The sequence below is a fragment of the Specibacter sp. NPDC078709 genome, assembly GCF_040686795.1.
Taxonomy (GTDB): Bacteria; Actinomycetota; Actinomycetes; order Actinomycetales; family Micrococcaceae; genus Specibacter.
This window is the reverse complement of sequence record NZ_JBFBLU010000001.1, coordinates 279,961-303,086: the sequence shown is the minus strand read 5'-3', so window position 1 is coordinate 303,086 and position 23,126 is coordinate 279,961. Positions and strand designations below refer to the sequence as shown.

Here is a 23,126-nt window from a genome sequence, read left to right as displayed (position 1 = left end):
GTCCGGCGTCGTACTGGTCATTTTGGCGGCGGGGATCATTACACGTTTCCCAGCGATGCGGCCGATGAGCGGCGCAGGTACACGGCCCAAGTCAGCGCCATGAGGGCCAGGTAGGCGGCGACGAATCCGATGAACGCGCCTTCGTAGCCGCCGGTGGACTGGCGGGAGGCGTTCAACACCTGCGGGACCACGAATCCGCCGTAGGCACCGATCGCGGAAATGATGCCCAGGGCCGCCGAACCCTTGCGAGTGGCGCTCATGTGGCCGGCGCCGTCGCCCGCGTCGCCCGCGTCGCCAGCGTCGCCAGCGTCGCCAGCTTCGCCTGAGGCATTGGCGCGGAGGGCGAAGACCATGGGAATCATGCGGTACGTGGAGCCATTACCGGCACCGGCTGCGGCGAAGAGCACCAGGAACAAGACGAGGAAGAGTGGGAAGCTGCCCAGTGGGAGGGTCAAAACCTGGACCATGGCGGTCAACGCCAGCACGCCGAAGCAGGCGACGGTGACGCGGGCGCCACCCCAGCGGTCGGCCAATTTGCCGCCGTAGGGCCGGGCGAGCGAACCGATCAGCGCGCCCAGGAATGCCAGCGAGATGATGGCCGGGCCCAGCTTCAATCCCACGCCGGGGCCGAAGGAATCCATGATCAGCTTCGGGAACACGGCGGAGAATCCGATGAATGAGCCGAAGGTGCCGATGTACAGCAGTGCCAGAATCCACAGGTGCGGTTCGCGGAGGGAGGCGAGGGAGCCGGCCATGTCGGACTTGGCGCTGGAGAGGTTGTCCATGTATTTCCAGGCGCCCCACGCAGCGATGAGGATCAGCGGTACCCACATGAGTCCGGCTAGGGGGAGCCCGAGAGTTCCGGCGGCCAGGACGGTCACCGCGACAGGCACCATGAACTGTGCGACGGCGGCTCCTAAGTTTCCGCCGGCTGCGTTCAGTCCCAGCGCCCAACCCTTTTCACGGGCGGGGTAGAAGTAGGTGATGTTCGCCATCGAGGAGGCGAAGTTGCCGCCACCCAAACCGGCCAGAGCGGCCACCACGAGCATGGTACCGAACGGGGTCTCCGGGTTACCCAAGCACCACGCCATACCGAGGGTGGGGATCAGCAGCAGTAGGGCAGAGACGATGGTCCAGTTACGCCCGCCGAATTTGGCCACCATGAAGGTATAGGGAATGCGCAGTGTGGCGCCCACAAGGGAGGGGATGGAAATGAGCCAAAAGAGTTCGCCGGAGCTGAAGGTGAAGCCCGCCGCTGGCATGAAGACCACCACGATGGACCATAGCTGCCACACCACGAAGCCGAGGAATTCGCAGGCGATGGACCAGGCGAGGTTTCGTTTGGCAATGGCGCGCCCCACGCTGTTCCATTGCTTTTCATCTTCGGCATTCCAGTGGTGCAGCCAACGGCCGCGAGTGTTGGTGAGTGCTGTTCCGGCGCCTGTAGTTGTGCTTTTGCTGGTGGAGATGCTCATTTGTTCAGCAGTCATGACAAACCTCCCGGTCGCTGTGGTGACTGTGCATTCCTGTTGCGAATGCGGTGTCTGTGTTGTAATCGTTTGTTCTGACAGCAACGATAGAGAAGCGGAGTTTCGGGGCAGCTCCCGGGGTGTGACATTGTTGTGACGTTTAGCTAACCGCCACCGGCAAGACACGGTGAGGTCATTCCAGCAGTGGTCACAGCACCTCAAATAATGCGGTGTGGCTCTCACGTGGGTTAACGTGTCTTCATGACTACATCACCCGCAGGCCGGGGCGGAACAGCCGCGCCGGCCCGTCGAGAGACATTCTCGTCGCGAAGACTCTTCATCCTCTCAGCCATCGGTTCCGCCGTTGGATTGGGCAATATCTGGCGATTTCCGTATGTCGCCTACGAAAACGGCGGCGGCGCCTTCCTCATTCCATATCTCGTGGCACTGCTGTGCGCCGGTATTCCTCTCTTGTTCCTGGACTACTCGGTGGGCCACCGCTTCCGCGGATCCGCCCCGTTGTCCTACCGCCGCTTGCACCGCGCGGCCGAGCCGATTGGCTGGTGGCAGGTGCTGATCTGCTTCATCATCGCCGTCTACTACGCCGCGATCATCGCCTGGGCTGCCATGTATGCGTGGTTCTCGATTACGAAGGCCTGGGGCGATGACGCCAATGCTTTCTTCAATAGCTACCTGCAAACAGCCGATACGGCTGGAGTCTCCTTCGACTTCGTCTCTGGGGTCTTCTTCCCCATGCTCGCCGTATGGATCGTAACCATCGTGATCATGGTGGCAGGCGTGAACAAGGGTATTTCCCGCGCCAACGCTGTCATCCTGCCGTTGCTGGTTGTCATGTTCGTGATCCTGGTGGTTCAGTCACTGTTCCTAGAAGGAGCCATGGAAGGCTTGAACGCCTTCTTCACGCCGAACTGGGCATCCCTGCAAGACGCTAGCGTGTGGGCCGCCGCCTTCGGTCACGTCTTCTTCTCCCTGTCAGTGGCCTTCGGTATCATGGTCACCTACTCCTCGTACCTCAAGCGCAAGACTGACCTGACAGGCTCGGGCATGGTTGTTGCCTTCGCTAACTCGGGCTTTGAAATCCTTGCCGGTATCGGTGTCTTCGCAGCCCTGGGCTTCATGGCTGTGGCCTCCGGCTCTGCCGTGGACGAGGTCGCCTCCGGCGGGATCGGGCTGGCCTTTGTGGCCTTCCCGACGATCGTCTCCGAAGCACCCTTTGGTGCCGTGCTCGGTGTCCTGTTCTTTGGGTCCTTGGTGTTCGCCGGGTTGACGTCTCTCATTTCGATTCTTGAGGTCATCGTCGCCGCATTCCAGGACAAGCTGGGCTGGAGCCGTAAGGGTGCTACCTTGGTGGTCACGATCCCGATCGCGCTCATCTCCTTGGTGCTGTTCCCGACCACCACGGGCCTGTACCTGCTGGATACCTCCGACGCGTTCGTGAACCAGTTCGGCATCCTAGCCTGTGCACTCGTCACGGTCATTGTGGTCTCGGCCGGGCTGACAAGCCTGCCGCGTCTGCAAAGGCACCTGAACAAGACCTCCTCCCTTAAACTGGGCTCATGGTGGCGCATCCTCGTCGGCGGTATCGTTCCAGTGGCTCTGGGCTACATGCTCATCACCGAGGTTCAGGCCAAGAGCGCCGAGCAGTATTCAGGCTATCCGGCCTGGTTCAACGGGGTCTTCGGTTGGGGCATGGCAGCGGCGTTGATCGTTGGCGCAGTGCTGCTCTCGCTGATCCCGTGGAGCGAAAAGTCCAGGCTCAAGGACCCTGAGTACGACGAATTCGACACCGCCGCAAAGCTAGAGGGCGATGTCGACAACAACCTCAAGGAGGTTAAGTAATGAGCACACCCGCGATCATCATGATGATCATTGCGCTTCTGACCATTGGCGGCGGTTTGAGCCTGGCCATCTGGAACCTATCCCGCCACCCGGAAGATGAGGACCAGCTTCCGGAAGAAATGCCGCACGAGCTCTAGCAGCAATGTTCATAACAAGGCATCACAATGGCGACTTGGACATGTTCCGGGTCGCCATTGCTATGCCCTCACGCTGAGGTGAGCCATAGCCAAGATGACCATACTGTGGATGGATTGTCCAACAGGTGGACACTAGGGGTACTCTTGGTAGTCGCAGAGTGAAATAAAAAGGTTTTGCCACCAAATTCGTTGACTTGTTTATTCGTGTGTGCATTGCACGAGATGAGCTACTCATTCGGTCGATGGCAAAGCCCCGAGAGAAAGCCGAGCCATGAGCTCTTCTAAGAAAACGGCGACGCTGGAGGGCCAGCCAGTCAACAGCCGGGGCAGGGTCATTGTGGCCAGCCTTATCGGAACCACTATCGAGTTCTACGACTTCTATGTCTATGCCACAGCAGCCGTTCTGGTCTTCCCGGCACTCTTCTTCCCAAATGCCGACGCTGCCACAGCGCTGCTGAGCTCCTTCGCGATCTTCGGTGTGGCCTTCATCGCCCGCCCGCTGGGCTCCATTGTGTTCGGCCACTTCGGTGACAAGGTGGGGCGCAAGGGAACGCTGGTGGCGTCGCTGCTCACCATGGGTATTGCCACCTTCCTGATCGGCTGCCTGCCGACGGCGCTCGTGCCCGGTTGGACGTTCTGGGCGCCGGCACTGCTGGTGGTCATGCGGTTCATGCAGGGCCTGGCTCTGGGAGGCGAGTGGAGCGGTGCTGCACTGCTGGCTACTGAAAACGCTCCGGAGGGCAAGCGCGCCATCTGGGGAACCTTCCCGCAGCTGGGTGCGCCCATCGGCTTTATCCTCGCCAACGGCATCTTCCTGTGGCTCAGCCTCGGCATGAGCACGGAGCAGTTCCAGGCGTGGGGCTGGCGCATTCCGTTCCTGCTCAGTGCCGTCATGGTCATCGTTGGCCTGTACGTCCGGCTGAAGCTGGTAGAAACACCCGCATTCCAGAAGGTTATCGACCAGGGTGAAGTCTCCAAGCTCCCCGTTGGCCGCGTGTTCAAGACCAGCTGGCGCCCGTTGATCCTGGGTACGTTCGTCATGCTGGCCACCTATGTGCTCTTCTACCTGATGACAACCTTCACACTGTCCTACGGCACTACCCCGGCCACGATCGAAGCAGCAAAGGCCGCGGCGGAGGCCAAGGGTAAGCCGATGAGTGCTGACGCCGTTGCCAACTGGGTCGCAGGTCTTGGCTACACGCGCAACGAATTCCTGGTCATGCTGATCATTGGTGTGGTCTTCTTCGGTATCTTCACGCTGGTCTCAGGACCTTTGGCGGAGAAGTACGGCCGTCGCAAGTCCTTGCTGTGGATCACCGGCGGCATCTTGGTCTTTGGATTCACTTTTGTACCGCTGTTCGGTGCGGGCACCGCAGGTGTCATGACGCTGCTCATTGTGGGCTTCTCGCTGATGGGTCTGACCTTCGGTCCTATGGGTGCGCTCTTGCCGGAATTGTTCCCCACTAACGTGCGGTACACCGGCTCCGCCATCAGCTACAACATGTCCAGCATCCTCGGTGCTGCCGTGGCTCCGTTCATTGCCGTGGCTCTCTGGCAGGCAGCCGACGGAAGCCCCGTCCTGGTGGGTGTCTACCTGTCCTCAATGGCTGTGCTGACACTGATCGCCCTGTTCATCATGAAGGAAACTCGCGACCTGGAATACACCTCCAACGTCAGCTGATCCTCACCCGCTCCACATCTAAGGGCCTCGACGAGCTTGACCACTGCTGTGGAAGAGCCCATCGAGGCCCTTTTGGATTCCCAACTCCATCGAGACAGAGTTTCCTCGGGAAAACTCATTATCCGCTCACCTACGACGACGGGAGGTGCCCTTGCGCTGGAAGGACACCTCCCGTCGTCGTACTTTTTTTTGGGTTATTCCACGGAGAGATACAGGGTTTGCAATTGCCCTGCAGTTTGATTTCCGCACGACTTGAGTGAGGCCATTTTTATGGTCGCTTCCGAATGGTCACGGCATTCTAGAAGGTGAATGAGATCGTTGGTCACAGTGCCAAGCCGCGCAGCGCCCACCATAAGTGCGGAGCTTCGCAGGCTCAGGGCTGAATCTAGCGCGTCTGCCTTGTTGCCGGAGGTGACAGCTGTATAAATGCGTTCAAAACGCCCGGGCCACATTTCTATATACCGGCGAACAAAGTTTCGGGTTAGATCCTTCTCGCCGCCCAAGGAGTCTTCCAATTCCAGAAGCGTCGTGATGCAGACGAGCGGCGGCTTAGTCATCACCATCTGCTCCCTTCTCCTCCGAAACTGATCAATTGTGCGGCAGTTTGTCCGCGGTTTACCCTCGGCTAGTCCTAACCCTAACGCGCGAGAGGCTTGCTGTGGTCAGTATTTTGCCGCAAGAGCGAGGACTTGCGTGAAGCTTAAGTTACCGGAGAGTTTGCGCCATTTAACGCTGTCCCTTTGGCTAGGAAATAGACGTTGTCAGCGCTGATCTTGAGGATTCCTTGAGCTTCAGGGTTCGTCGTTGGTTCTTGAGTTGTTCTTGCCGGAATCTTCCGGATTTTTGAGGCTATTTCTTGAGTTGGTGACGGCATTGTTGTTCTCATCGGCAGGATCACTTGCTGAGAAGAATATGAACAAGGGGTCTGGCAATGAACAAGATGACTAAAGGCGTAATCGCAACCGGTGTTGGCATCATCCTGCTGGTAGGCGGCGGCGGAACACTGGCTACCTGGAACCAGGCACAGAGTGCTTCCATGGGCAAGGTTGTTGCCGGTGATTTGAACTTGGTTCCCGCCAGCGCAGGTGTGTGGACCAACGCCTCAGGCACCGTGGTCAACGTTGCAAATTACAAAGTAGTTCCCGGTGATACCTTGACCTATTCACAGCCGCTGAACGTCACCCTTGTCGGTGATTTGATGGTTGCTCGTCTGGCCGTCACAGGCGCCTCCGCGGCAGACGGTTTTGGTAGCAACGCAACAGTGTCCGCAACCACGCTGACCAAGAGTGACAGCAAGGTTGTTGCTGCGACGGCCGATCTGCGCCCAGCAGATAGCGGAGTAGTGACTGCCTCCACCACTTTTACGTTCAACAAATCAACCACAGCCCGCGATGCTGTTGCAGCGTCTGTTGACCTCAGCGGCATTGGCTACTCGCTGGTACAGCAAGCGCCTGTAGATACCAACAACAAGTAACCTCAGTCCGAGGACCCCGGTGGTGTGCCGGTTACCAACGGCACACCGCTACCCCTGCCACTCCCGACGGAAGCAACCATGAAGAGCATGCACGCATTGAAAGCAGCCGGTCTGGTGCTGGTTGCAATACTGCTGGCCATGCTCACCGTCCAAGGAAGCTATGCGCTCTGGAACAAGGCAGTCAGTTCCAACGCCGGAACCGTCAAAGCCGCGGACTTCCGGATTAGCCTGACTGACACCGACACCAACCGGGTCACCGATATGACGTTGGCCAATGGGACTGCAGCGACGCTTTCACTGAGCACCGCTCCGGCGGGCCTCATCATCCCCGGACAAAGTACGTACTCCGGGGTACGCGTTGGCAATGTCACGGACGCCGGCGGCGTCTTCACTGTTAGGGCCAGTACCGGTGTCCCGATAGTCGAGAACAACACGGGAGCTTCTCTGGCCCCCTATTTGTTCATCAAGACTGTGGCTGCGACGTCACTGTCCCAGTGCAGTCAATCAGCGATCTATGCTGGCGCACCAACGTCAGGAACTGCAACGTCAGACATCGCCAAGAATGGGACCGGTGTGTTCTGTTTCCAGTTCACACTTGCCGCAACTATGCCGGCCAGCCTCAGCGGGCAGAGCGCCAAAATTGCCGTCCCGATCCTCGTCAACCAACTCTAAGAGGGAACACCATGTCTGTCATCAACCAAGCAGATCTCTATATTGGGACTCGCCGCGATGAAGCTGCCGAAGCTGCTGTTGGCACCGAGGTTGCCGTGGCTGCCGTGGGGCATAGCGCTGGGGGAGCTCTGCGCTTCATTGCTCGAGCGTTGAACTATCTGCTGTTGCTCATTGTGACTCTGGGTGCCTTGGTTATGGTGGTTGTTCCTATGGTCACCGGCTCGCAAACGTTCACAGTGCTGACAAGTTCCATGGCACCGAAATACGCTCCAGGCTCTTTTTTGGTGGTTAAGCCAACACCTTTTGAAGAGCTGCGCGTTGGCGATATCATCACCTACCAGATCGAGTCCGGGAAACCGGCGGTCATCTCACACCGAATCACCTCCATTGGAGCCACCCAGTCAGGTGCGCGAGTCTTGACTACCAAGGGCGATAATAATTCCCTCGCGGATTCAACCCCGGTGCAAGAAGTGCAGGTCAAGGGGAAACTGTTCTACGCGGTCCCATATGTAGGGGTCATCGCCAATGCCGTAGGCCAAGACCGTGACGTTCTTCTCCCCGTCCTCGCCGCGGGATTCATCGGCTTTGGTGCACTGAGTATCATCAGGGGAGCGCTCGAAAAGAAGCGGTCAGGCCATAACGCGAGGCACAGTCTTTGACGGGCAAGAAAATAGCTCCCTCCGCCCTGCGTCCGCTAAGGATGGGCGCCGCAGCAGCTACCGGCGTGGCGATACTGACTTTGATTCTGTCCCCGCCCGCCGTGGCCGCAGATGGTTCCGAGCAAATATTGGAGCTCAGCAGTGACGGGATCCACTATGCTCCCGAAGGTCTGTCAACCGTGCTCTCCCAGGGCGGTGGACTTGTCCCGGGCGAATCGAGATCCGACACTGTTTGGGTGCGCAATGCCAGCACGCAGGTAGCCGATTTTTCTTTCGCTGTGGTGAACACGGCTGCTGTTTCTGGATCTGGTTTAGCAGACCACTTGCAGCTAGGGGCTTCCGCTCCGTTTTGGAGCGTCAGTGCCAGCGTTCCGCCCAGCTTTGGAGTCTGCACCACAATGATTGAAAACCGGACACTCTCTGCGGGAGAATCAGTGCCGATTGATCTAGCACTCAAGTTCAGCAGCGTGGCTCCTAATTCAACACGCAATCAGAAGTCCAGCTTTGACATGGTCTTCCTGCTGCAGGACAGCGACGGCGGGGTGCCGGTTTCCCCATGCGCGCCCCTAAGCGCTGCCCAGTCCCGTGATACATCCACGGGCCGGATCACCGTCAACAGCGGCACAGCCTCACACGTTACTACGGCAGCACTTCCCGCTGGACCAGTGGAACAAGTGGACCCGGCGGCTCCGTGGCCGGCAGATGCCCTGCCACAAAGTAATGTTGTTGCCACGGGCCGCAGTCCTTGGTCGTGGCTGGTACTGCTCAGCGCTGGCACGTTTGTGGGGATTTTGCTAAGACGCCGAAAAAGTCAACGAAGGACACCATGACCACCCATGAATCCCACGATCCCGGCCATAATGCGGGCCCTGAGGTGCCACGGCGCGGCTTACGCACGTGGCCGGGTTTTACAACAGCCGCTGTTGCCTTCGTGGTGACAGTCCTTCTCGGATCCGGGGGCATTGCCATTGCCAACTGGAACCAAAGCGCCACGGCAACCATTGATATCACGGCCGGGGCCGCACCAGCCCCCACTCCAACCGTGGTGCCAACTCCAACCCCCACCGTGCCCGCAGCTGGCACCGCGAACATCGTGGCAAATCCCGCTATAAAGCCATTACCTGCAAAGGTGGACGCGGCCACTATCACCTGCAGCAGTCCTGGAAGTTCTGGAAATTTCACCATCGCATGGGGTGGGAGCCAATCCTCAAGCATCAGCTACGTGGCCTCACTGAAGTCGCTGACCGCTACGACTGACTTCCAGAAGACACAGACCGTCAGCCAAAAAACCGTCGGCTTTTCTCTCGACAACAAGAGCACCGCCTACGGAAATTATCTTTTGCGGATCCAACCCGTGAATACCAGCACTGGCGTTGCTGGGGACCCGAGCTACCGCACACTGCGTCACTTCGGTAAGGACAACTCCGGCTGCGACTACGGGGCCACAGATGGTCAACCACCTTTGGGCGCTTTGGCGGTGACCACTGAACCCATGCCTGCACGCCCCAATGACAATTTGCTCAAGGTCAGCTGGGCCCAAGGCGCAGCCACCAGCTATGTGGTGACCATTGTGCTTGCTACTGCGGATCCAAAGTACGGAGCCGAGTTCTCTACCTCGACGCTGGGGACTACGTTGATCTTCCCACCACGGCCATGGAATCAGGCCGGGACCAACGTTGGTGATGCCGCCTTCTTTGGGCAGTACTCGCTACGGATTCTACCGATGAATGGAACGCAAGCAGGGGATCCGATCTATAAAACCGTCCAGTACGGGCCTTACGATCTCACTGTTTGGTAGCTTCGGAGGCTCAGAGTTCTGCGTTCAGCGTTCGGAGTTCCGAGTCCAGGACACAGGCCGGGATGACAATGCTCATGGTGGTGCCTAGGCCCAATTGACTTTCTACGGACAGGACACCGCCGTGAGTGTCAATGATGGCTTTGGAGATCATCAGACCCAGACCTATGCCAGGGATGCCGCGGCCAACAGCGGTGCCGGCCCGGAAGAACTTTTGGAACATACCAGCTTGCTCTGACTCACTCATGCCCAGCCCAGTGTCAGCGACCTGAGCGTGAAGGTCGGTGCCGTCAGCCCAAGCACGCACGCTCAACGTCCCACCATCAGGTGAGTACTTAATCGCGTTGGAGATGAGGTTGTCCAGCACCTGGCTGATCCGAACGCCGTCGACCATTGCTATAAGCGGTTCCTGGCACTGATAGTCCACCTTGACGTCATTGGCTGTGGCTGCCGGAGTCGCAGAGGCAATACTGTCCGAGATCAACTGGAAAACATCGCTGGGGGAGCGCTCTACCGTAATGGAGGAGGTGGTGAGCAGATCAGCCACGAGACCGCCAAGTCGATCCGCATTTCGCTCTGCGATGCTAAGGAAGCGCACAACGTCACTGGGGTCCAAATCTGGTTCTTCAAGAACCATGGATATATACCCTTGGATGGCTGTCAGAGGTGTGCGGAATTCGTGGGAAACATTCGCCACAAAGTCATCCTTGGCGCTGAGGGCATTGACCATGTCGGTGACGTCGTGGAAGGCGATGACAGCGCCATCATTGGCGTTCTTGCTATCGCGGATCATTCGGGCCGTCGTGGATAGGGCGCGGGCTTGCTCTCCTGTGCCGATCCAGATCTGGAAATTCGTGAACGTTTCACCGTTGATAGCCCTGCGAACGGGACGCGACTGGGCCGGGAGTGCAACATGGTCCGGGCTGAACAGCAGCAGTTCGCTCTCATTGGGATCAGCAATATTGTTCGGCCTGCCCAAATCATGAATGGCCCTTTGAGTGGTGTTCATGAGGCGGTCATTGCCTTGGGCGTCAACGACCACCACGCCAACGCCTACGGTGTCCACAACAGCATCCAAAAGCCGTTCTCGATGCTGGCTTTCGGCAAGAGCTGCGCGAAGCTGCTTGTCCTTGGCCTGCAGACTGGTGCGCTGCCCCTCCATGCTGGTGGTAATCACCACCACCGTGATGGCGAAGAACAACATCATGAACGGGAAAAGCAACGGTTTGGCTAGAGCTTCACCGCTCACCTGTCCGGAGCGGAACACTGAAATCCAAACAATCACTAAGCTTGCCAAGGTACTGGAGACAATGGCTGTTTTGGGGGCAATGCCGGATGCGCACAGCCAAAACACCGGAAACAATCCCAACAGTCCTACAGAAGAAAGCAGAGTCTGGCTACCTTCACGGAAGAACGCCACCACAATGAAATCTAGGTAGGGGATCACCAGAATCGAGGCAGGATGTAGTTTGTCCCAGGGGACTACCACGCAAGCCACAGCCAACACGGCGTTGATCACCAAGCCGGTCACTAGATGCTGGTTACCCATGAGTTTTGGATACAAAAGGGAGATCAGAACTGCCGCCAAAACCACCGTCATAAAGAAGGGGAGTTGCGCTAGGATCACGCGTACGCGCCGTGACCGCTGATAGAACAAGCGGCCTATGAGCTGATTTGTGGGTGTTTCAGACACAATCACTTCCACTAAAAACTTTTCTCTTCCCATGCCGTGGGGCTGGTAACCACGGTCATTGTCGCGGCTGAGACAAAGAAGTGATGACTGGAACCGGAAGAACCAAGGGCCGCAGCTTAAGATGATGCCATACTGGAGTTACAAATGGGCCTGGGGGCTCGCCAAGCGCCTTATATGGTGTGCTGTTTAGTGGTCTAGTGAATTTGGTGGGGAAAATGGACAATCCTCGTGTGGCTGTCATTGTTGAAGATGATCAGGATATTCGGGAACTGATCGGCGTAATTCTTAATCAGTCAGGTTTTGAGGTTTACGCCGCTAGTAACGGTGCTGACGGTGTGGCCCTGGTTCGAGAGAAGAAACCTGCAATCGTGACCTTGGATTTGGGGCTGCCGGACATTGATGGGTTCGAAGTAACCCGGCGAATCCGGCTCTTTAGCGATGCCTACATCATCATGCTGACGGGCCGCGCTGATGAAATGGACACCCTAATAGGTCTTGAAACCGGTGCTGATGATTACCTCACCAAACCTTTCCGGCCCCGCGAGCTGAGGGCCAGGATCGGTGCCATGCTGCGCCGCCCACGGTTTGCCGGCGAGGAATCGCTGCTTGCGCCCGTAGAAACTACTCCGGTGCTGGCAGCGGAACCCGAATACGGAAACGATCCTCAGCCGGTGATGGCAATGGCTCAAGGTGCAGCATCCGCGGAACCGGTCTCGGTCAACGGACTCTTGCTGAACAGTGGTGACCGGACAGCGGCAGTGGATGGAAACGAACTTGAGCTGACCCGAACCGAGTTCGATATTCTGCACGCCCTCGTGCACAGCGGCAAACAGGTTCGTACCAAGTCAGATTTGGTGCGTCGACTCCGCGGGGATGAATACGATGTGGGAACCTACATCAGCGACGCTGATGAGCGCACCATTGAGGTTCACGTAGCGAATCTGCGACGCAAACTGGGGGACAATCCGCGGGAGCCTCGCTGGATCAAAACTGTTCGAGGCGTGGGCTACCGACTGGTCCACTGACGCCCGCGCGCCGGACCGCACCAGAAAAGCTGGCGCTTTCTTAGCGCGGGTCTAGCAAGAGAATAGGGAGCGCCCCCATTGGGACACTCCCTATTCTCTGTTCGGGCTTATCTTTTCAAACTCAACCGTCAGCCCGGTGCTTCAAGCGCTCTAGGACCCGCTCACTCAGGACCACCTCGTGGGGGATTGCCTGGAGTTCGGTTGAACGGGACTCGATGCCATACTCGGCTAAGATCCTGCGAATGTAGTCCCAGTACGCCGTGACGGCATCCGCCATGGTCTGCTCGCCATAGGGCTCATCCGGGCCCACGACGGTGCGTGCCGTCTCCCGGATTTGCTCCGGCCGGGCCTGATCCCACGGCTGATTCGAATTCCAACCACGGTCATCCAACACCACGAGCGAGCGCCCATTAGCAAGCTCCGCTTCAAGGAGCACCGACACGGAAACACCTTGAGAGTTGGCGCCTTCAGTAAGCTCGACAACGCTGACAAAGCGGGTGACTACGGCCATGGTGGGCTCCAACTATCGAGGAAAACGGACCTGGGTGGTCCTAGAGTAAATGCGCTTAGTCTTCGATGGTTGCCAGTACGGCACCGGCGGAAACCGTGTCCCCGGCAGCTGCGCTCAGACCCGTGACGGTACCTGCGCGGTGTGCCGTGAGCGGTTGTTCCATCTTCATGGCCTCCAGAACCACGATCAGATCCCCTTCAGCGACCACATCACCATCAGCAACGGCGACCTTTACAATGGTGCCCTGCATTGGCGAAGTCAGCGCGTTACCATTGGGGGCAGCGGGGCCCGAGCTACGGGTGCGGCCAGCCTTTTTGGCCTTCTTCGTCCCGTTGCTGGAACCGTTACTGACAGCGAACGACGACGGCAGCGTCACCTCAAGCCGTTTGCCACCCACCTCGACGGTCACACTTTGACGCGTGCCGGCGTCGTCCGCGGCACCTGCAGCTGTGGCGAGGTCGAAGGCGGGGATGGTGTTGTTGAACTCGGTCTCGATCCAGCGGGTGTGGATGGTGAAAGGCAAGCCGCCGGTGGGTGCGAAGGCGGGGTCGGCAACCACTGCACGGTGGAAGGGGAGCACGGTGGGCATGCCGCCGATTTCCATTTCGGCCAGGGCGCGGTTGGCGCGCTGGATGGCCTGCTCGCGGGTGGCGCCGGTGACGATCAGCTTGGCCAGCATGGAATCGAAGTTGCCGCCGATGACCTCACCTGCCGTGATGCCGGAATCGACGCGGACGCCGGGGCCGGTGGGCAGGTTCATGGTGGTGACGGTGCCCGGTGCCGGCATGAAACCGCGGCCGGCGTCCTCACCGTTGATGCGGAATTCTAGTGAGTGGCCGCGGACTTCGGGATCGCCGTACCCGAGTTCTTCGCCGCGGGCGATCCGGAACTGTTCGCGGACCAAGTCAATGCCGGTGACTTCTTCGGAGACCGGGTGCTCAACCTGCAGACGGGTGTTGACCTCGAGGAAGGAAATGGTGCCATCGGTACCGACGAGGAATTCGCAGGTGCCGGCGCCTTGGTACTTCGCTTCGGTCAAGATGGCCTTGGAAGCTGCGTAGAGCTGCGCGTTTTGTGCGTCCGTCAGGAACGGTGCAGGTGCCTCTTCAACCAGCTTCTGGTTGCGGCGCTGGAGTGAGCAGTCCCTGGTTGAGACGACCACGACATTGCCGGCGGCATCGGCCAGGCACTGAGTTTCCACGTGGCGCGGGGCGTCGAGGAAGCGCTCCACGAAGCACTCGCCGCGACCAAAGGCGGCGACGGCTTCACGGACTGCGGACTCGTAGAGCTCCGGGATTTCTTCACGGGTGCGGACCACCTTGATGCCGCGTCCACCACCACCGTAAGCAGCCTTGATGGCCAGGGGCAGGCCGAATTCATCGGCGAAGTCGAGCACTTCTTGGGTGTTCTGCACTGGGTTCTTGGTGCCGGGCACCAGGGGTGCGCCTACCTTTTCGGCGATGTGGCGCGCCTGCACCTTGTCGCCCAAGGATGCGATCGCGGCGGGGGAAGGACCAATCCAGACCAGACCGGCGTCGATCACTTTCTGAGCGAACTCAGCGTTCTCGGACAGGAAGCCATAGCCGGGGTGCACGGAGTCGGCGCCGGACCGGCGTGCGGCGTCCAGAATTTTCTCCATGACCAGATAGGAGTCCGCGGCCGTGGAGCCGCCCAGTGCGAACGCTTCATCAGCCATCCGCACATGCAGTGCCTCGCGGTCCGGCTCGGCGTAGACAGCCACGGAGGCAATGCCTTCGTCGCGGGCTGCCCGGATGATCCTGACGGCAATTTCGCCGCGGTTGGCGATCAGTACTTTGCTCAGCTTTTGCGCCGGGGCAGATGGTGAAATACTCACAGACGGACTCCTTCTATTCTCAAGAGAGCCTAGCGCGAATATGTGGATTTTCCTCACACCTGATGCGCTTTATGCGTGTGTACTGCCGATCTTTTGTGGGGTTCCTACAAGAATGTGCTTGCTCAGCCTCCGGCGATGAGGCGCAGCGTGGCGATGTGGTGTTCCCAAGCCTGCTTGCCGTCTGCGCTCAGACTTAGCGAGGTGCGGGGGAACTTGCCCACGAAGCTCTTCTTAATGTTCACGAAACCTGCCTTCTCCAAGTGCGACAGCTGCTTGCTGAGCACCGAATCACTCACTTGGATAGTGTTGCGCAGGTCCTTGAAATCCATGGTCTCGGTCTTTGACAGAGCCGCTGCAATGGAGAAGCGGACAGGCTGGTGCAGGACCTCGCTGAGTTCATGGCGGGGGTGCTGGGGCTGGTCTTGAGCGTCCGGGGCTTCTTGGGGGCTCATGCGCGTAGCTCCCTGAATGCTGCGCCGACGCCGGCTGCCGCAAGGACGACTGCTGCGCTGATGTAGTAGACCAAATTGCCTTCGGGGAACCCCAGGGCGCCGATGGTGATGGCTGCACCGTAGAGCACAAAGTACGCGATGAGCGAGGTGGCGAACCGCTTGGAGAAGCCGGCCTTGGTGGTGCGCATCATGAACGTCCAGGTGAAGGCCGTGATCATGGCCCAGGCGCCCACGCTCATGGCCATCAACTGTGCGCCGTAGCCGGTGTGGGCAACAATGTGAAAGCCGATCATCATCATGGAGCCGATGATGGCCAGCGAGTTGAACACCATGGCGGTGGGCCAGCCGGCGGCGCTGGTGGCTGAGGTGCCGATGCCTTCGGCCCGGGCGAGGAGCTGGCGGGCTTCTTCTGCAGACGGGGAGGTGTTGTGCTGGCTCATGGAGGGCCTTTCGGTTGAGTCACGCTTCCTGATGGCTCAACTATACGAAACTACTTTCCATTACGTCAAGTACTTTCGTTGAATTCCTAACGATGGCGCAAAAGTGGGCACGAGTGGTGCGTATGTGTTCACGAATGGCGTGCAAATGCCCCGGACTGTGAACTCATACGCACGACTCGCCGCGAGTGGTGCGTATAGGTGTCCATACGCAAAAGTGGGCGCAAGTGGTGCGTATGTGTTCACGAATGGCTGGCAGTGTCAGGCCCAGAAGTCCGTGATTGCGACCCCGTGTTTGGCCAAAAGGCGACGCAGCGTGGAGATGGACAGTCCCACCACCGTGTGCGGGTCGCCCTCGACGCCGGCGATGAAGGCCCCCGCGAGCCCGTCGATCGTAAACGCGCCAGCCACCTGCAGGGGTTCGCCCGTGGCAATATAGGCGTCAATTTCGGCATCCGAGACGCCCTCAAAGGTGACCACCGCACTGGTGACCTCCCCGTGCCCGACGGGAGCTCCGCCGTCGTGCGTGGAATGGGTGGTGGAAATGAGCCAATGGCCGGTGTGCAGCACGCCGGAGCGTCCGCGCATCAGCCGCCAGCGCTCGCGCGCAACGGCCGGCTCCCAGGGTTTGCCGTAGGGGACACCGTCCAGCTCGAATACGGAATCGCAGCCGATCACCAGGGCGCCGGATTCGCTGGCGGCCACGGATTCGGCTTTGGCCCGGGCCAGCAGCAGCGCGGTCTCGGCTGGGGTGAGCGGGCCGGCAGCGGCGGTGAGTGCGTCCTCGTCGGCGTCGGAGACCAGGACGCGGTGGGCGATGCCGGCGTCGGTGAGGAGCTTGGTACGGGCGGGGGAGGCTGAGGCGAGGATGAGCTGAGGAGTCATGAATCCAGCCTAGACGCCTAGCGCCAGGGCCGACGCCGGACCGTCTCGCCTATGCTTATGGCTGGCCTTCGGGCGTATTCAGAGAGAGGGAGCGAAATGGAAATCGCCATGGCAGGAGCAATTGTCGTCGCCGTAGTGGCCGTCATTGTGCAGAAGAGCAGGCAGGCGCGGAACCGGCGGAAATAGCTGCGCCCGGCTTGGGCATGGGCTCAAAGCGATACCGCTAAAACGTACATTTTAGCGGTATGATGATTGTTATGAACAAGGTATCTGCAACCATGGCCCGCCAGCGCTGGGCCGAAACGCTGGACGCCTCACGCCATGAGCCGGTGAGCATCACGAGCCATGGCCGAACCATCGCGGTTGTCATGGATCCGGACCTTGCCCAACGAGCGCTCGATGCCCTCGAGGAGCTGGAGGACATGGCCGACGCAGATGCTGCCCTGACAGACGTGGCAAATGGCGGCCGAACATATACGTTGGCGGAAGTCGCTGCAGAGCTCGGCATTTCACTAAATGTCTGAGAAATATCTGGTCGAGTTGACGTCTGCCGCGCGAAAACAACTGCAGAAGTTGGACGGGCGAACACAGGAACTGATTCTCGGTTCCCTTGAAATGCTGGCGGAAGTGCCACGGCCTCCTGGAGCAAAAAACCTCTCAGCCAGACCGGGGCAGTTCAGGGTGCGGGTCAGGGACTTCCGCATCATTTATTCTGTTGACGACGGCAGGCTGCTTGTCCTAGTGATCAAGATCGGACACCGGCGGCACGTGTACAAATAATCTGGCCGCCGGAGTGGCTAGTCGCGTTCAAAGCCCTCCACCAGGCGTGATCGGATCAAGAATCGTTTTCCTTCGGGTGCTTCCACGGAGAAGCCGCTGCCGCGCCCGTCGACTACGTCCACCGTCAAATGGGTGTGCGACCAGTAGTTGAACTGCTCCTTCGACATCCAAAACTCCAGCGGCCCGCAGTCAGGTAGTTCAAACAGTCCCAACAAGATGTCCGCCTCAGCCGTAATGAACTCGCCCGCGGGATAGCACATGGGGGAGGAGCCGTCGCAGCAGCCGCCCGACTGGTGGAACATCAGCGGCCCGTGCCGCTCCCACATTTTCTGGAGCAGTTCAACGGCCGTGCCGGATAGGGCAACACGTGATGCGGTCTCACCCTCGATGGTGATGGCGGCATCCAGAACCTTGGGAATGGCGTCCATGAAACTGCTCCTTGTATAGGGGGTGGATCCCGGATCCGGGCCGAAAGGGAGGACGGCCCGGATCCGGGGAGTATTTAGTACTTGATGACGACGCGGCCGTCGATCTTGCCGGCGCGCATTTCGTCGAGGACCTCATTGATTTCGCCCAGGCTGCGGGTGGCGACCGTGGGGTGGATCAGGCCGCGGGCGTAGAAGTCGATTGCCTCCTCCATGTCCTGGCGGGTGCCCACAATGGATCCGCGGATGGTCAGGCCCTTGAGCACTACCTCGAAGATCGGTGCGGGGAAGTCGCCCGGGGGCAGGCCGTTGAACACGATGGTGCCGCCGCGGCGGGTCATGCCGATGGCCTGGCCGAATGCTGCCGGGTGCACGGCGGTGACGAGCACGCCGTGGACGCCGCCGGTTTCGCGCTGAATGGCCTCCACCGGATCCTCGTCGCGAGCGTTGACGGTAATTTCCGCGCCATGCTTGCGGGCCAAGGCCAGCTTGTCGTCCGCAATGTCGACGGCGGCCACGCGCAGTCCCATGGCCACGGCGTACTGGACCGCGATGTGGCCCAGACCGCCGATACCGGAAATGACAACCCACTGGCCGGGGCGCGCCTCGGTCATCTTCAGGCCCTTGTAGACGGTGACACCGGCGCAAAGCACGGGTGCGATCTCCACCGGGTCGAGGCCGTCGGGGATGCGTGGGGCAAACTCGGCATCCACGAGCATGTACTCGCCAAAGGAGCCGTCCACACTGTAACCGCCGTTTTTCTGGGACTCGCACAACGTCTCCCAGCCGGTGCGGCAATATTCGCAATCACCGCACGCGGTCCACAGCCAGGCGTTACCCACCCGGTCTCCCACGGCGAGGGAGGTGACGCCTTCGCCGATGGCCACCACGTCGCCCACGCCTTCGTGGCCAGGCACGAACGGCGGGGAAGGCTGGACGGGCCAGTCGCCCTCGGCTGCGTGGAGGTCGGTGTGGCAGACGCCGCTGGAAATCAACTTGACCAGGGCCTGTCCCGGGCCGGGTGTGGGAATCGGGTATTCCTCAACGGTGAGGGCGGTGCCGAATTCCTTTACTACTGCTGCTTGCATCGTTGTCATGAAGTTCTCCTTTGAACTGATTGACTGCGTAGAGTGCGCCGGGCACCCAGGGTGAGTGCCCGGCGTCGACCATTGAAGCTAGGGGGATAGCGATCCCCCGAATCACGCCATTGCTGCGCTAGCGTCGAGAAGAAAGCCGCCATTGCTGCGCTAGCGTCGAGAGGTGGGGAGGGCTTAGAAGAAGTCGAGCTTGTCCTCGCTGTAGCTGACCAGCAGGTTCTTGGTCTGCTGGTAGTGATCGAGCATCATGGCGTGGTTTTCACGGCCGATGCCCGAGGACTTGTAGCCGCCAAACGCAGCACCGGCAGGGTAGGCGTGGTAGTTGTTGACCCACACGCGACCGGCCTGGATTTCGCGGCCGGCACGGTAGGCGACGTTGCCGTTGCGGGACCAGACGCCAGCGCCCAGACCGTAGAGGGTGTCGTTGGCAATGTGGAGGGCGTCGGCGTAGTCGTCGAACTTCGTCACCGCGAGGACGGGGCCGAAGATTTCCTCCTGGAAGATGCGCATGTCATTGGTGCCCTCGAAGATGGTCGGCTTGACGTAGTAACCGCCGGCCAGATCCCCGGGGAGGATGTTGCGCTCGCCGCCGGTGAGCAGCTTTGCGCCTTCCTGCTTGCCAATGTCCATGTAGGACAGGATTTTTTCCATCTGGTCATTTGAAGCCTGCGCCCCAATCTGGGTGTCGGTGTCGAGCGGATTGCCTTGGATGATGGCTTCGGTGCGGGCAATGGCGTCCGCCATGAAGGAGTCGTAAATCCCAGCTTGCACCACGGCGCGCGACGGGCACGTGCACACCTCGCCCTGGTTGAAGGCGTAGAGCGTGAAGCCCTCCAGTGCCTTGTCGTAGAAGGCATCGTCCTGATCGGCGACGTCATTGAAGAAGATATTCGGGCTCTTGCCGCCCAGCTCCAGCGTGACCGGAATCAGGTTCTGGCTGGCGTATTGGCTGATCAAACGGCCCGTGGTGGTCTCACCGGTGAATGCGATCTTGCGGATGCGCTTGGATGAGGCGAGTGGCTTGCCCGCCTCGATGCCGAAGCCGTTCACCACGTTGATGACACCGGCCGGCAGGATGTCGGCGAGCAGTTCCATGAGGACCAGAATGGAGGCCGGCGTCTGTTCCGCTGGTTTAAGCACGACGGCGTTTCCCGCAGCGAGTGCCGGTGCCAGTTTCCAGACGGCCATCAAAATGGGGAAGTTCCACGGAATGATCTGCCCCACCACGCCGAGCGGCTCGTGGTAGTGGTAGGCGGTGGTGTTCTCGTCGATCTGGGTCAGGCTGCCTTCCTGGGCGCGGACCACGGAGGCGAAGTAGCGGAAGTGATCTGCTGCGAGCGGGATATCAGCGTTGAGAGTTTCGCGGATGGCCTTGCCGTTGTCCCAGGTTTCGGCGACGGCGAGCAGCTCCACATTCTCATCGATGCGGTCTGCAATCTTGTTCAGCACGGCTGCGCGTTCCGTGGCCGAGGTTGCGCCCCAGCTCGGCGCTACCTTGTGTGCGGCATCTAGCGCTAGTTCAATATCCTCGGCCGTACCGCGGGCCACTTCGCAGAAAACCTTGCCGGTGACGGGAGTGATGTTCTCAAAATATTCGCCCTTGACGGGGGCAACCCATTCGCCGCCGATCCAGTTTTCGTAACGGTCCTTGAAGGTGACCTTGGATCCATCGGTACCGGGTTGTGCGTAAACAGCCATTGTTCAAACTCCATTGCGGTCGGGGCCAGTGGTGCGGGACATCTGCGTCCTTGTTCGCAACAGTACGGTTAGCAACGTTGCAAGCACGTTGCATGATGCAGATCACACTATTGGTGCTGCGTGGGGTCTTAGGATGCTGCGCCGTAGGGTTGAACCATGGGGGATGATATGTGGTTCTTTGGACTGTTCGTTCTGGTGGCGATTCTGACCGGCGGGATCCTGGTGATCGGCGTCCTGCTGCTGCGGGCTATGCCGGGTGTGCGCGGCTGGAATCTTTACCTGGCTGCGGTGGCGGTGACAGTCCTTGGACTGCTGTGGGCCGGCGTAGAGATGAACCTGCGCTGGGAGCTTGCTGGCATGCAATCAACGGACGGTATCCCGCTCAGCGATGAGGCAGAACTCCGAATCAGCCCCTACCTCATGGCCCCCTTCGTCTGCGCGTTGGGTGTGTTTGTCGGGGGCTTGCTGCTGTTTTTCCTAGGCCGGACCGCTGCAACGGACCGAGCCGCGCAAAGCGCCGCTGCACAAGACCGAGGCGCATAGGATGGTGGCTTGGAACTTATAGTTATAGCACTCCTGATCGTGGCCGCCATTTTGCTCATTTGGGGGCAGTTGCTCAAGTCCCGACGCCTCAATCGCCAGCGCCAACTCAACGGCTACCAGCCCGTGAAATCAACCTACGAGCCAACCTTCGAGGATCCCGCTGCAACTGCGGGACCGTCACAAGGCGCGGCCGCAGCGCCTGAAACCGCAGCGCCTGAGACCGCAGCGCCTGGATCCGCAGCGCCTGAATCTGTGGAAGATGAAGCCCGGGAAGCCGCCGAACGGATGGCGCGCGACTTGTCCGCACTTCTGCAGTCCAAGACTGCTGGCAGCGTCAGTTACGAAACGACCGTCACCACCACAACAAGCGCCCCAGCCCAGTGGGCAACGACCACGAGCCACACAGACTTCACAGCCCCGCCCCGGAATGGCACCACCTACACGGAGCGGTCCATCTCTCTGACGGAGGAAACGGCCAGTCGCGTCAAAGCCCTGGCCCTAGCGGGAAAGCGGGGCGAGGCTCTGGAGCTGCTCGCCGCCGAAACCGGTATGGACGGCAAGGGTGCGTTCATGATGCTGGAGATGATTGTGGAGCAGTATTAGGCGCCCTGTCCACCGTTTTCTGCCCACCGCCCCTGACGTTATCCCTCCAGCGCCTCCACATGGGCCACGACGGCGGACCTCCTGGGTGAGCGCGGCGGCAGGAGGCGCAGTGCTGTGCGCCAGGCTTCGACGTCGTCCGCTGCCTCGGGAAGGCGCAGGTAGGCGAGCAGCACGTCCGGGCTGGCGTCATTGAGGATTGCCTCGCGCAGCTGGACGGCCACGCGGTTGCGGATGGTTTCGATGGCGGGGGCCAGCGAGCGGGGCATAACAGCGCCTCGGTAAATGTTCAGGGCCAGCCGGTGCGCGCCGCGGTCCAGGTAGTTGCGGACCTGCTCGGCATCGACCACCAAGGCGCGGGGGAGCCGGTAGGGACGCGATTCCGGCACCAGTGTGGGGGCCACGGACGCCAGCAGCTTGCGCAGGCGCACCATCTCCGCTCTGATGCTGGTCAGCGACGTGCCCTCCGGATAGACCCTGTCCGTGAGCTCCTCCGCGGTGAGGCCGTCCGGGTGCAGGGCCAGCATGGCAAGGATTTCGGTGTGCCGCTCACTCAACGTGATGGCCTGGCCGGCCACGTGCAGCAGGCCCTGGTCGCGGCCCAGGATCTGCAGGCTGTCCCGGTACAACGGCTTGACGGATGTGGGGGTGGATGTGCCGGTGGCTGTGGGGGAGTTCCGGGTGCGGCGACTTACCGGGACACGGCTTTCCTCGGCGCGGCGCACCAGGCGCTCGATGCGCAGCTGGGCTTCGGCCGCGGCCACCGAGGCCTGCACCAATGAGAGCGTGTTGGCGCCCACGGCTTCGGGGCCGCCCGTGATGTCCACAATGCCCAAGATGGAGCCGGAATCGGGATCGTGGAGCGGCACCGCCGTGCAGCTCCACGAATGGACAGCGGGGTTGAAATGCTCCTCACCCATGATCTGCACGCTCCTGCCCAGGACCAGTGCGGTGCCGGGGGCGCTGGTACCAGCGACCGTCTCGGACCAGTCGGCCCCTGTGGCGAAGTTGATTTGCTCTCCATTGCGCCGGGCTGCGGAATCGCCCTCGACCCACAAAAGCCGCCCGTGTTCATCGCCCACTGCGATGAGCAGGCCGGTGTCATGGCTGGGCTCCACCAGCAGCTTGGTGATGACCGGCATGATGGCGGCCAGCGGGTGGTTGCGGCGGAATTCCGCAAGTTCCCGGTTCTCCAGCACAACCGGCGGCGCCAACTGATCTGCGGCGGCCCGGCCGTCCGGGGCGGCCAACGCCTCCAGGGAACGCTGCCAGGATTCAAGCACCAGGGAACGCATGGCCGGCAGGCCCTCCAGGAGCCGGTGTTGCGAGGACATGGGTACTCCAACAATCGAGGGGAACGAATCACTGTGCGGATGAG

The 23,126-nt window shown here is 60.3% G+C and carries 25 protein-coding genes; 13 read left to right on the top strand and 12 right to left on the bottom strand.

Going from position 1 to position 23,126, the window contains the following annotated elements; translation table 11 throughout:
- Positions 1–38: 38 nt before the first annotated feature.
- Positions 39–1,490 carry an MFS transporter gene (locus tag AB0P14_RS01345; RefSeq protein WP_363836760.1) on the bottom strand — a complete coding sequence of 484 codons (1,452 nt, stop codon included), beginning with the start codon at positions 1,488–1,490 and terminating at the stop codon, positions 39–41.
- A 240-nt stretch (positions 1,491–1,730) separates the two neighbouring features.
- Here AB0P14_RS01345 and AB0P14_RS01340 point away from each other — a divergent pair, with 240 nt between their 5' ends.
- The 3 genes from AB0P14_RS01340 (at position 1,731) to AB0P14_RS01330 (ending at position 5,147) form a co-directional block, all read left to right on the top strand.
- Positions 1,731–3,329 (top strand): sodium-dependent transporter, encoded by a 1,599-nt coding sequence (locus AB0P14_RS01340; RefSeq protein ID WP_363836758.1) that lies wholly within the window; start codon positions 1,731–1,733, stop codon positions 3,327–3,329.
- Complete coding sequence (locus AB0P14_RS01335; RefSeq protein ID WP_363836756.1) at positions 3,329–3,466, top strand: methionine/alanine import family NSS transporter small subunit; 138 nt, start codon at positions 3,329–3,331, stop codon at positions 3,464–3,466. The genes AB0P14_RS01340 and AB0P14_RS01335 overlap by 1 nt, the downstream gene beginning before the upstream one ends.
- Positions 3,467–3,737: 271 nt before the next feature.
- The gene (locus AB0P14_RS01330; RefSeq protein ID WP_363836755.1) at positions 3,738–5,147 is read left to right on the top strand and encodes an MFS transporter; all 1,410 of its coding nucleotides are present in this window, start codon (positions 3,738–3,740) and stop codon (positions 5,145–5,147) included.
- Positions 5,148–5,341: 194 nt separating this feature from the next.
- Here the strand turns inward: AB0P14_RS01330 and AB0P14_RS01325 are convergent, their stop codons facing one another.
- On the bottom strand, positions 5,342–5,704 hold the full coding sequence (locus AB0P14_RS01325) for a hypothetical protein (protein ID WP_363836753.1): 363 nt from the start codon (positions 5,702–5,704) through the stop codon (positions 5,342–5,344).
- 374 nt (positions 5,705–6,078) lie between these two features.
- Here AB0P14_RS01325 and AB0P14_RS01320 point away from each other — a divergent pair, with 374 nt between their 5' ends.
- The 5 genes from AB0P14_RS01320 to AB0P14_RS01300 all read left to right on the top strand — a co-directional run bounded on the left by AB0P14_RS01320 (position 6,079) and on the right by AB0P14_RS01300 (position 9,750).
- Complete coding sequence (locus AB0P14_RS01320; RefSeq protein WP_363836751.1) at positions 6,079–6,621, top strand: alternate-type signal peptide domain-containing protein; 543 nt, start codon at positions 6,079–6,081, stop codon at positions 6,619–6,621.
- A gap of 87 nt (positions 6,622–6,708) precedes the next feature.
- Positions 6,709–7,293, top strand: coding sequence for a hypothetical protein (locus AB0P14_RS01315; protein ID WP_363836749.1), 585 nt, complete (start codon positions 6,709–6,711; stop codon positions 7,291–7,293).
- An 11-nt stretch (positions 7,294–7,304) separates the two neighbouring features.
- Positions 7,305–7,952, top strand: coding sequence for a signal peptidase I (locus tag AB0P14_RS01310; RefSeq protein ID WP_363836747.1), 648 nt, complete (start codon positions 7,305–7,307; stop codon positions 7,950–7,952).
- Positions 7,949–8,782 (top strand): hypothetical protein, encoded by an 834-nt coding sequence (locus AB0P14_RS01305; protein WP_363836745.1) that lies wholly within the window; start codon positions 7,949–7,951, stop codon positions 8,780–8,782. Before AB0P14_RS01310 ends, AB0P14_RS01305 begins: the two co-directional genes overlap by 4 nt.
- Positions 8,779–9,750 (top strand): hypothetical protein, encoded by a 972-nt coding sequence (locus AB0P14_RS01300; RefSeq protein ID WP_363836744.1) that lies wholly within the window; start codon positions 8,779–8,781, stop codon positions 9,748–9,750. Before AB0P14_RS01305 ends, AB0P14_RS01300 begins: the two co-directional genes overlap by 4 nt.
- A gap of 10 nt (positions 9,751–9,760) precedes the next feature.
- Here AB0P14_RS01300 and AB0P14_RS01295 read toward each other — a convergent pair whose 3' ends face one another.
- Positions 9,761–11,440 (bottom strand): ATP-binding protein, encoded by a 1,680-nt coding sequence (locus AB0P14_RS01295; RefSeq protein WP_363836742.1) that lies wholly within the window; start codon positions 11,438–11,440, stop codon positions 9,761–9,763.
- Positions 11,441–11,655: 215 nt separating this feature from the next.
- Between AB0P14_RS01295 and AB0P14_RS01290 the strand changes: the two genes are divergently transcribed.
- Positions 11,656–12,465 (top strand): response regulator transcription factor, encoded by an 810-nt coding sequence (locus AB0P14_RS01290; RefSeq protein ID WP_363836740.1) that lies wholly within the window; start codon positions 11,656–11,658, stop codon positions 12,463–12,465.
- Between the two features lie 121 nt (positions 12,466–12,586).
- On the opposite strand, the gene AB0P14_RS01285 is transcribed toward AB0P14_RS01290, so the two are convergent.
- The 5 genes from AB0P14_RS01285 to AB0P14_RS01265 form a co-directional block, all read right to left on the bottom strand.
- Positions 12,587–12,976 carry a hypothetical protein gene (locus tag AB0P14_RS01285; RefSeq protein WP_363836738.1) on the bottom strand — a complete coding sequence of 130 codons (390 nt, stop codon included), beginning with the start codon at positions 12,974–12,976 and terminating at the stop codon, positions 12,587–12,589.
- A 55-nt stretch (positions 12,977–13,031) separates the two neighbouring features.
- Positions 13,032–14,831, bottom strand: a complete 1,800-nt coding sequence (locus tag AB0P14_RS01280; RefSeq protein WP_363836736.1) for a biotin carboxylase N-terminal domain-containing protein — start codon at positions 14,829–14,831, stop codon at positions 13,032–13,034.
- 122 nt (positions 14,832–14,953) lie between these two features.
- Positions 14,954–15,283 carry a transcriptional regulator gene (locus AB0P14_RS01275; RefSeq protein WP_363836734.1) on the bottom strand — a complete coding sequence of 110 codons (330 nt, stop codon included), beginning with the start codon at positions 15,281–15,283 and terminating at the stop codon, positions 14,954–14,956.
- Complete coding sequence (locus AB0P14_RS01270) at positions 15,280–15,723, bottom strand: hypothetical protein (protein WP_363836733.1); 444 nt, start codon at positions 15,721–15,723, stop codon at positions 15,280–15,282. The genes AB0P14_RS01275 and AB0P14_RS01270 overlap by 4 nt, the downstream gene beginning before the upstream one ends.
- A gap of 258 nt (positions 15,724–15,981) precedes the next feature.
- The gene (locus AB0P14_RS01265; RefSeq protein ID WP_363836731.1) at positions 15,982–16,605 is read right to left on the bottom strand and encodes a nucleoside triphosphate pyrophosphatase; all 624 of its coding nucleotides are present in this window, start codon (positions 16,603–16,605) and stop codon (positions 15,982–15,984) included.
- A 257-nt stretch (positions 16,606–16,862) separates the two neighbouring features.
- Between AB0P14_RS01265 and AB0P14_RS01260 the strand changes: the two genes are divergently transcribed.
- On the top strand, positions 16,863–17,129 hold the full coding sequence (locus AB0P14_RS01260; protein ID WP_363836729.1) for a type II toxin-antitoxin system Phd/YefM family antitoxin: 267 nt from the start codon (positions 16,863–16,865) through the stop codon (positions 17,127–17,129).
- Positions 17,122–17,385 (top strand): type II toxin-antitoxin system RelE/ParE family toxin, encoded by a 264-nt coding sequence (locus tag AB0P14_RS01255; protein WP_363836727.1) that lies wholly within the window; start codon positions 17,122–17,124, stop codon positions 17,383–17,385. The genes AB0P14_RS01260 and AB0P14_RS01255 overlap by 8 nt, the downstream gene beginning before the upstream one ends.
- Before the next feature lie 17 nt (positions 17,386–17,402).
- On the opposite strand, the gene AB0P14_RS01250 is transcribed toward AB0P14_RS01255, so the two are convergent.
- From AB0P14_RS01250 to AB0P14_RS01240, 3 genes are all read right to left on the bottom strand, one after another.
- Positions 17,403–17,813, bottom strand: a complete 411-nt coding sequence (locus tag AB0P14_RS01250) for a DUF779 domain-containing protein (RefSeq protein ID WP_363836726.1) — start codon at positions 17,811–17,813, stop codon at positions 17,403–17,405.
- A 74-nt stretch (positions 17,814–17,887) separates the two neighbouring features.
- Positions 17,888–18,898 (bottom strand): alcohol dehydrogenase AdhP, encoded by a 1,011-nt coding sequence (gene adhP, locus AB0P14_RS01245; RefSeq protein WP_363838111.1) that lies wholly within the window; start codon positions 18,896–18,898, stop codon positions 17,888–17,890.
- A 183-nt stretch (positions 18,899–19,081) separates the two neighbouring features.
- Positions 19,082–20,605 (bottom strand): aldehyde dehydrogenase family protein, encoded by a 1,524-nt coding sequence (locus AB0P14_RS01240; protein ID WP_363836724.1) that lies wholly within the window; start codon positions 20,603–20,605, stop codon positions 19,082–19,084.
- A gap of 156 nt (positions 20,606–20,761) precedes the next feature.
- Between AB0P14_RS01240 and AB0P14_RS01235 the strand changes: the two genes are divergently transcribed.
- Both AB0P14_RS01235 and AB0P14_RS01230 read left to right on the top strand, forming a co-directional pair.
- Positions 20,762–21,148 (top strand): hypothetical protein, encoded by a 387-nt coding sequence (locus AB0P14_RS01235; RefSeq protein ID WP_363836722.1) that lies wholly within the window; start codon positions 20,762–20,764, stop codon positions 21,146–21,148.
- Between the two features lie 9 nt (positions 21,149–21,157).
- Positions 21,158–21,751: a hypothetical protein gene (locus tag AB0P14_RS01230; protein WP_363836720.1), complete on the top strand. Its 594-nt coding sequence runs from the start codon at positions 21,158–21,160 to the stop codon at positions 21,749–21,751.
- Positions 21,752–21,789: 38 nt separating this feature from the next.
- On the opposite strand, the gene AB0P14_RS01225 is transcribed toward AB0P14_RS01230, so the two are convergent.
- Positions 21,790–23,082, bottom strand: coding sequence for a transcriptional regulator (locus AB0P14_RS01225; RefSeq protein ID WP_363836718.1), 1,293 nt, complete (start codon positions 23,080–23,082; stop codon positions 21,790–21,792).
- Positions 23,083–23,126 lie beyond the last annotated feature (44 nt).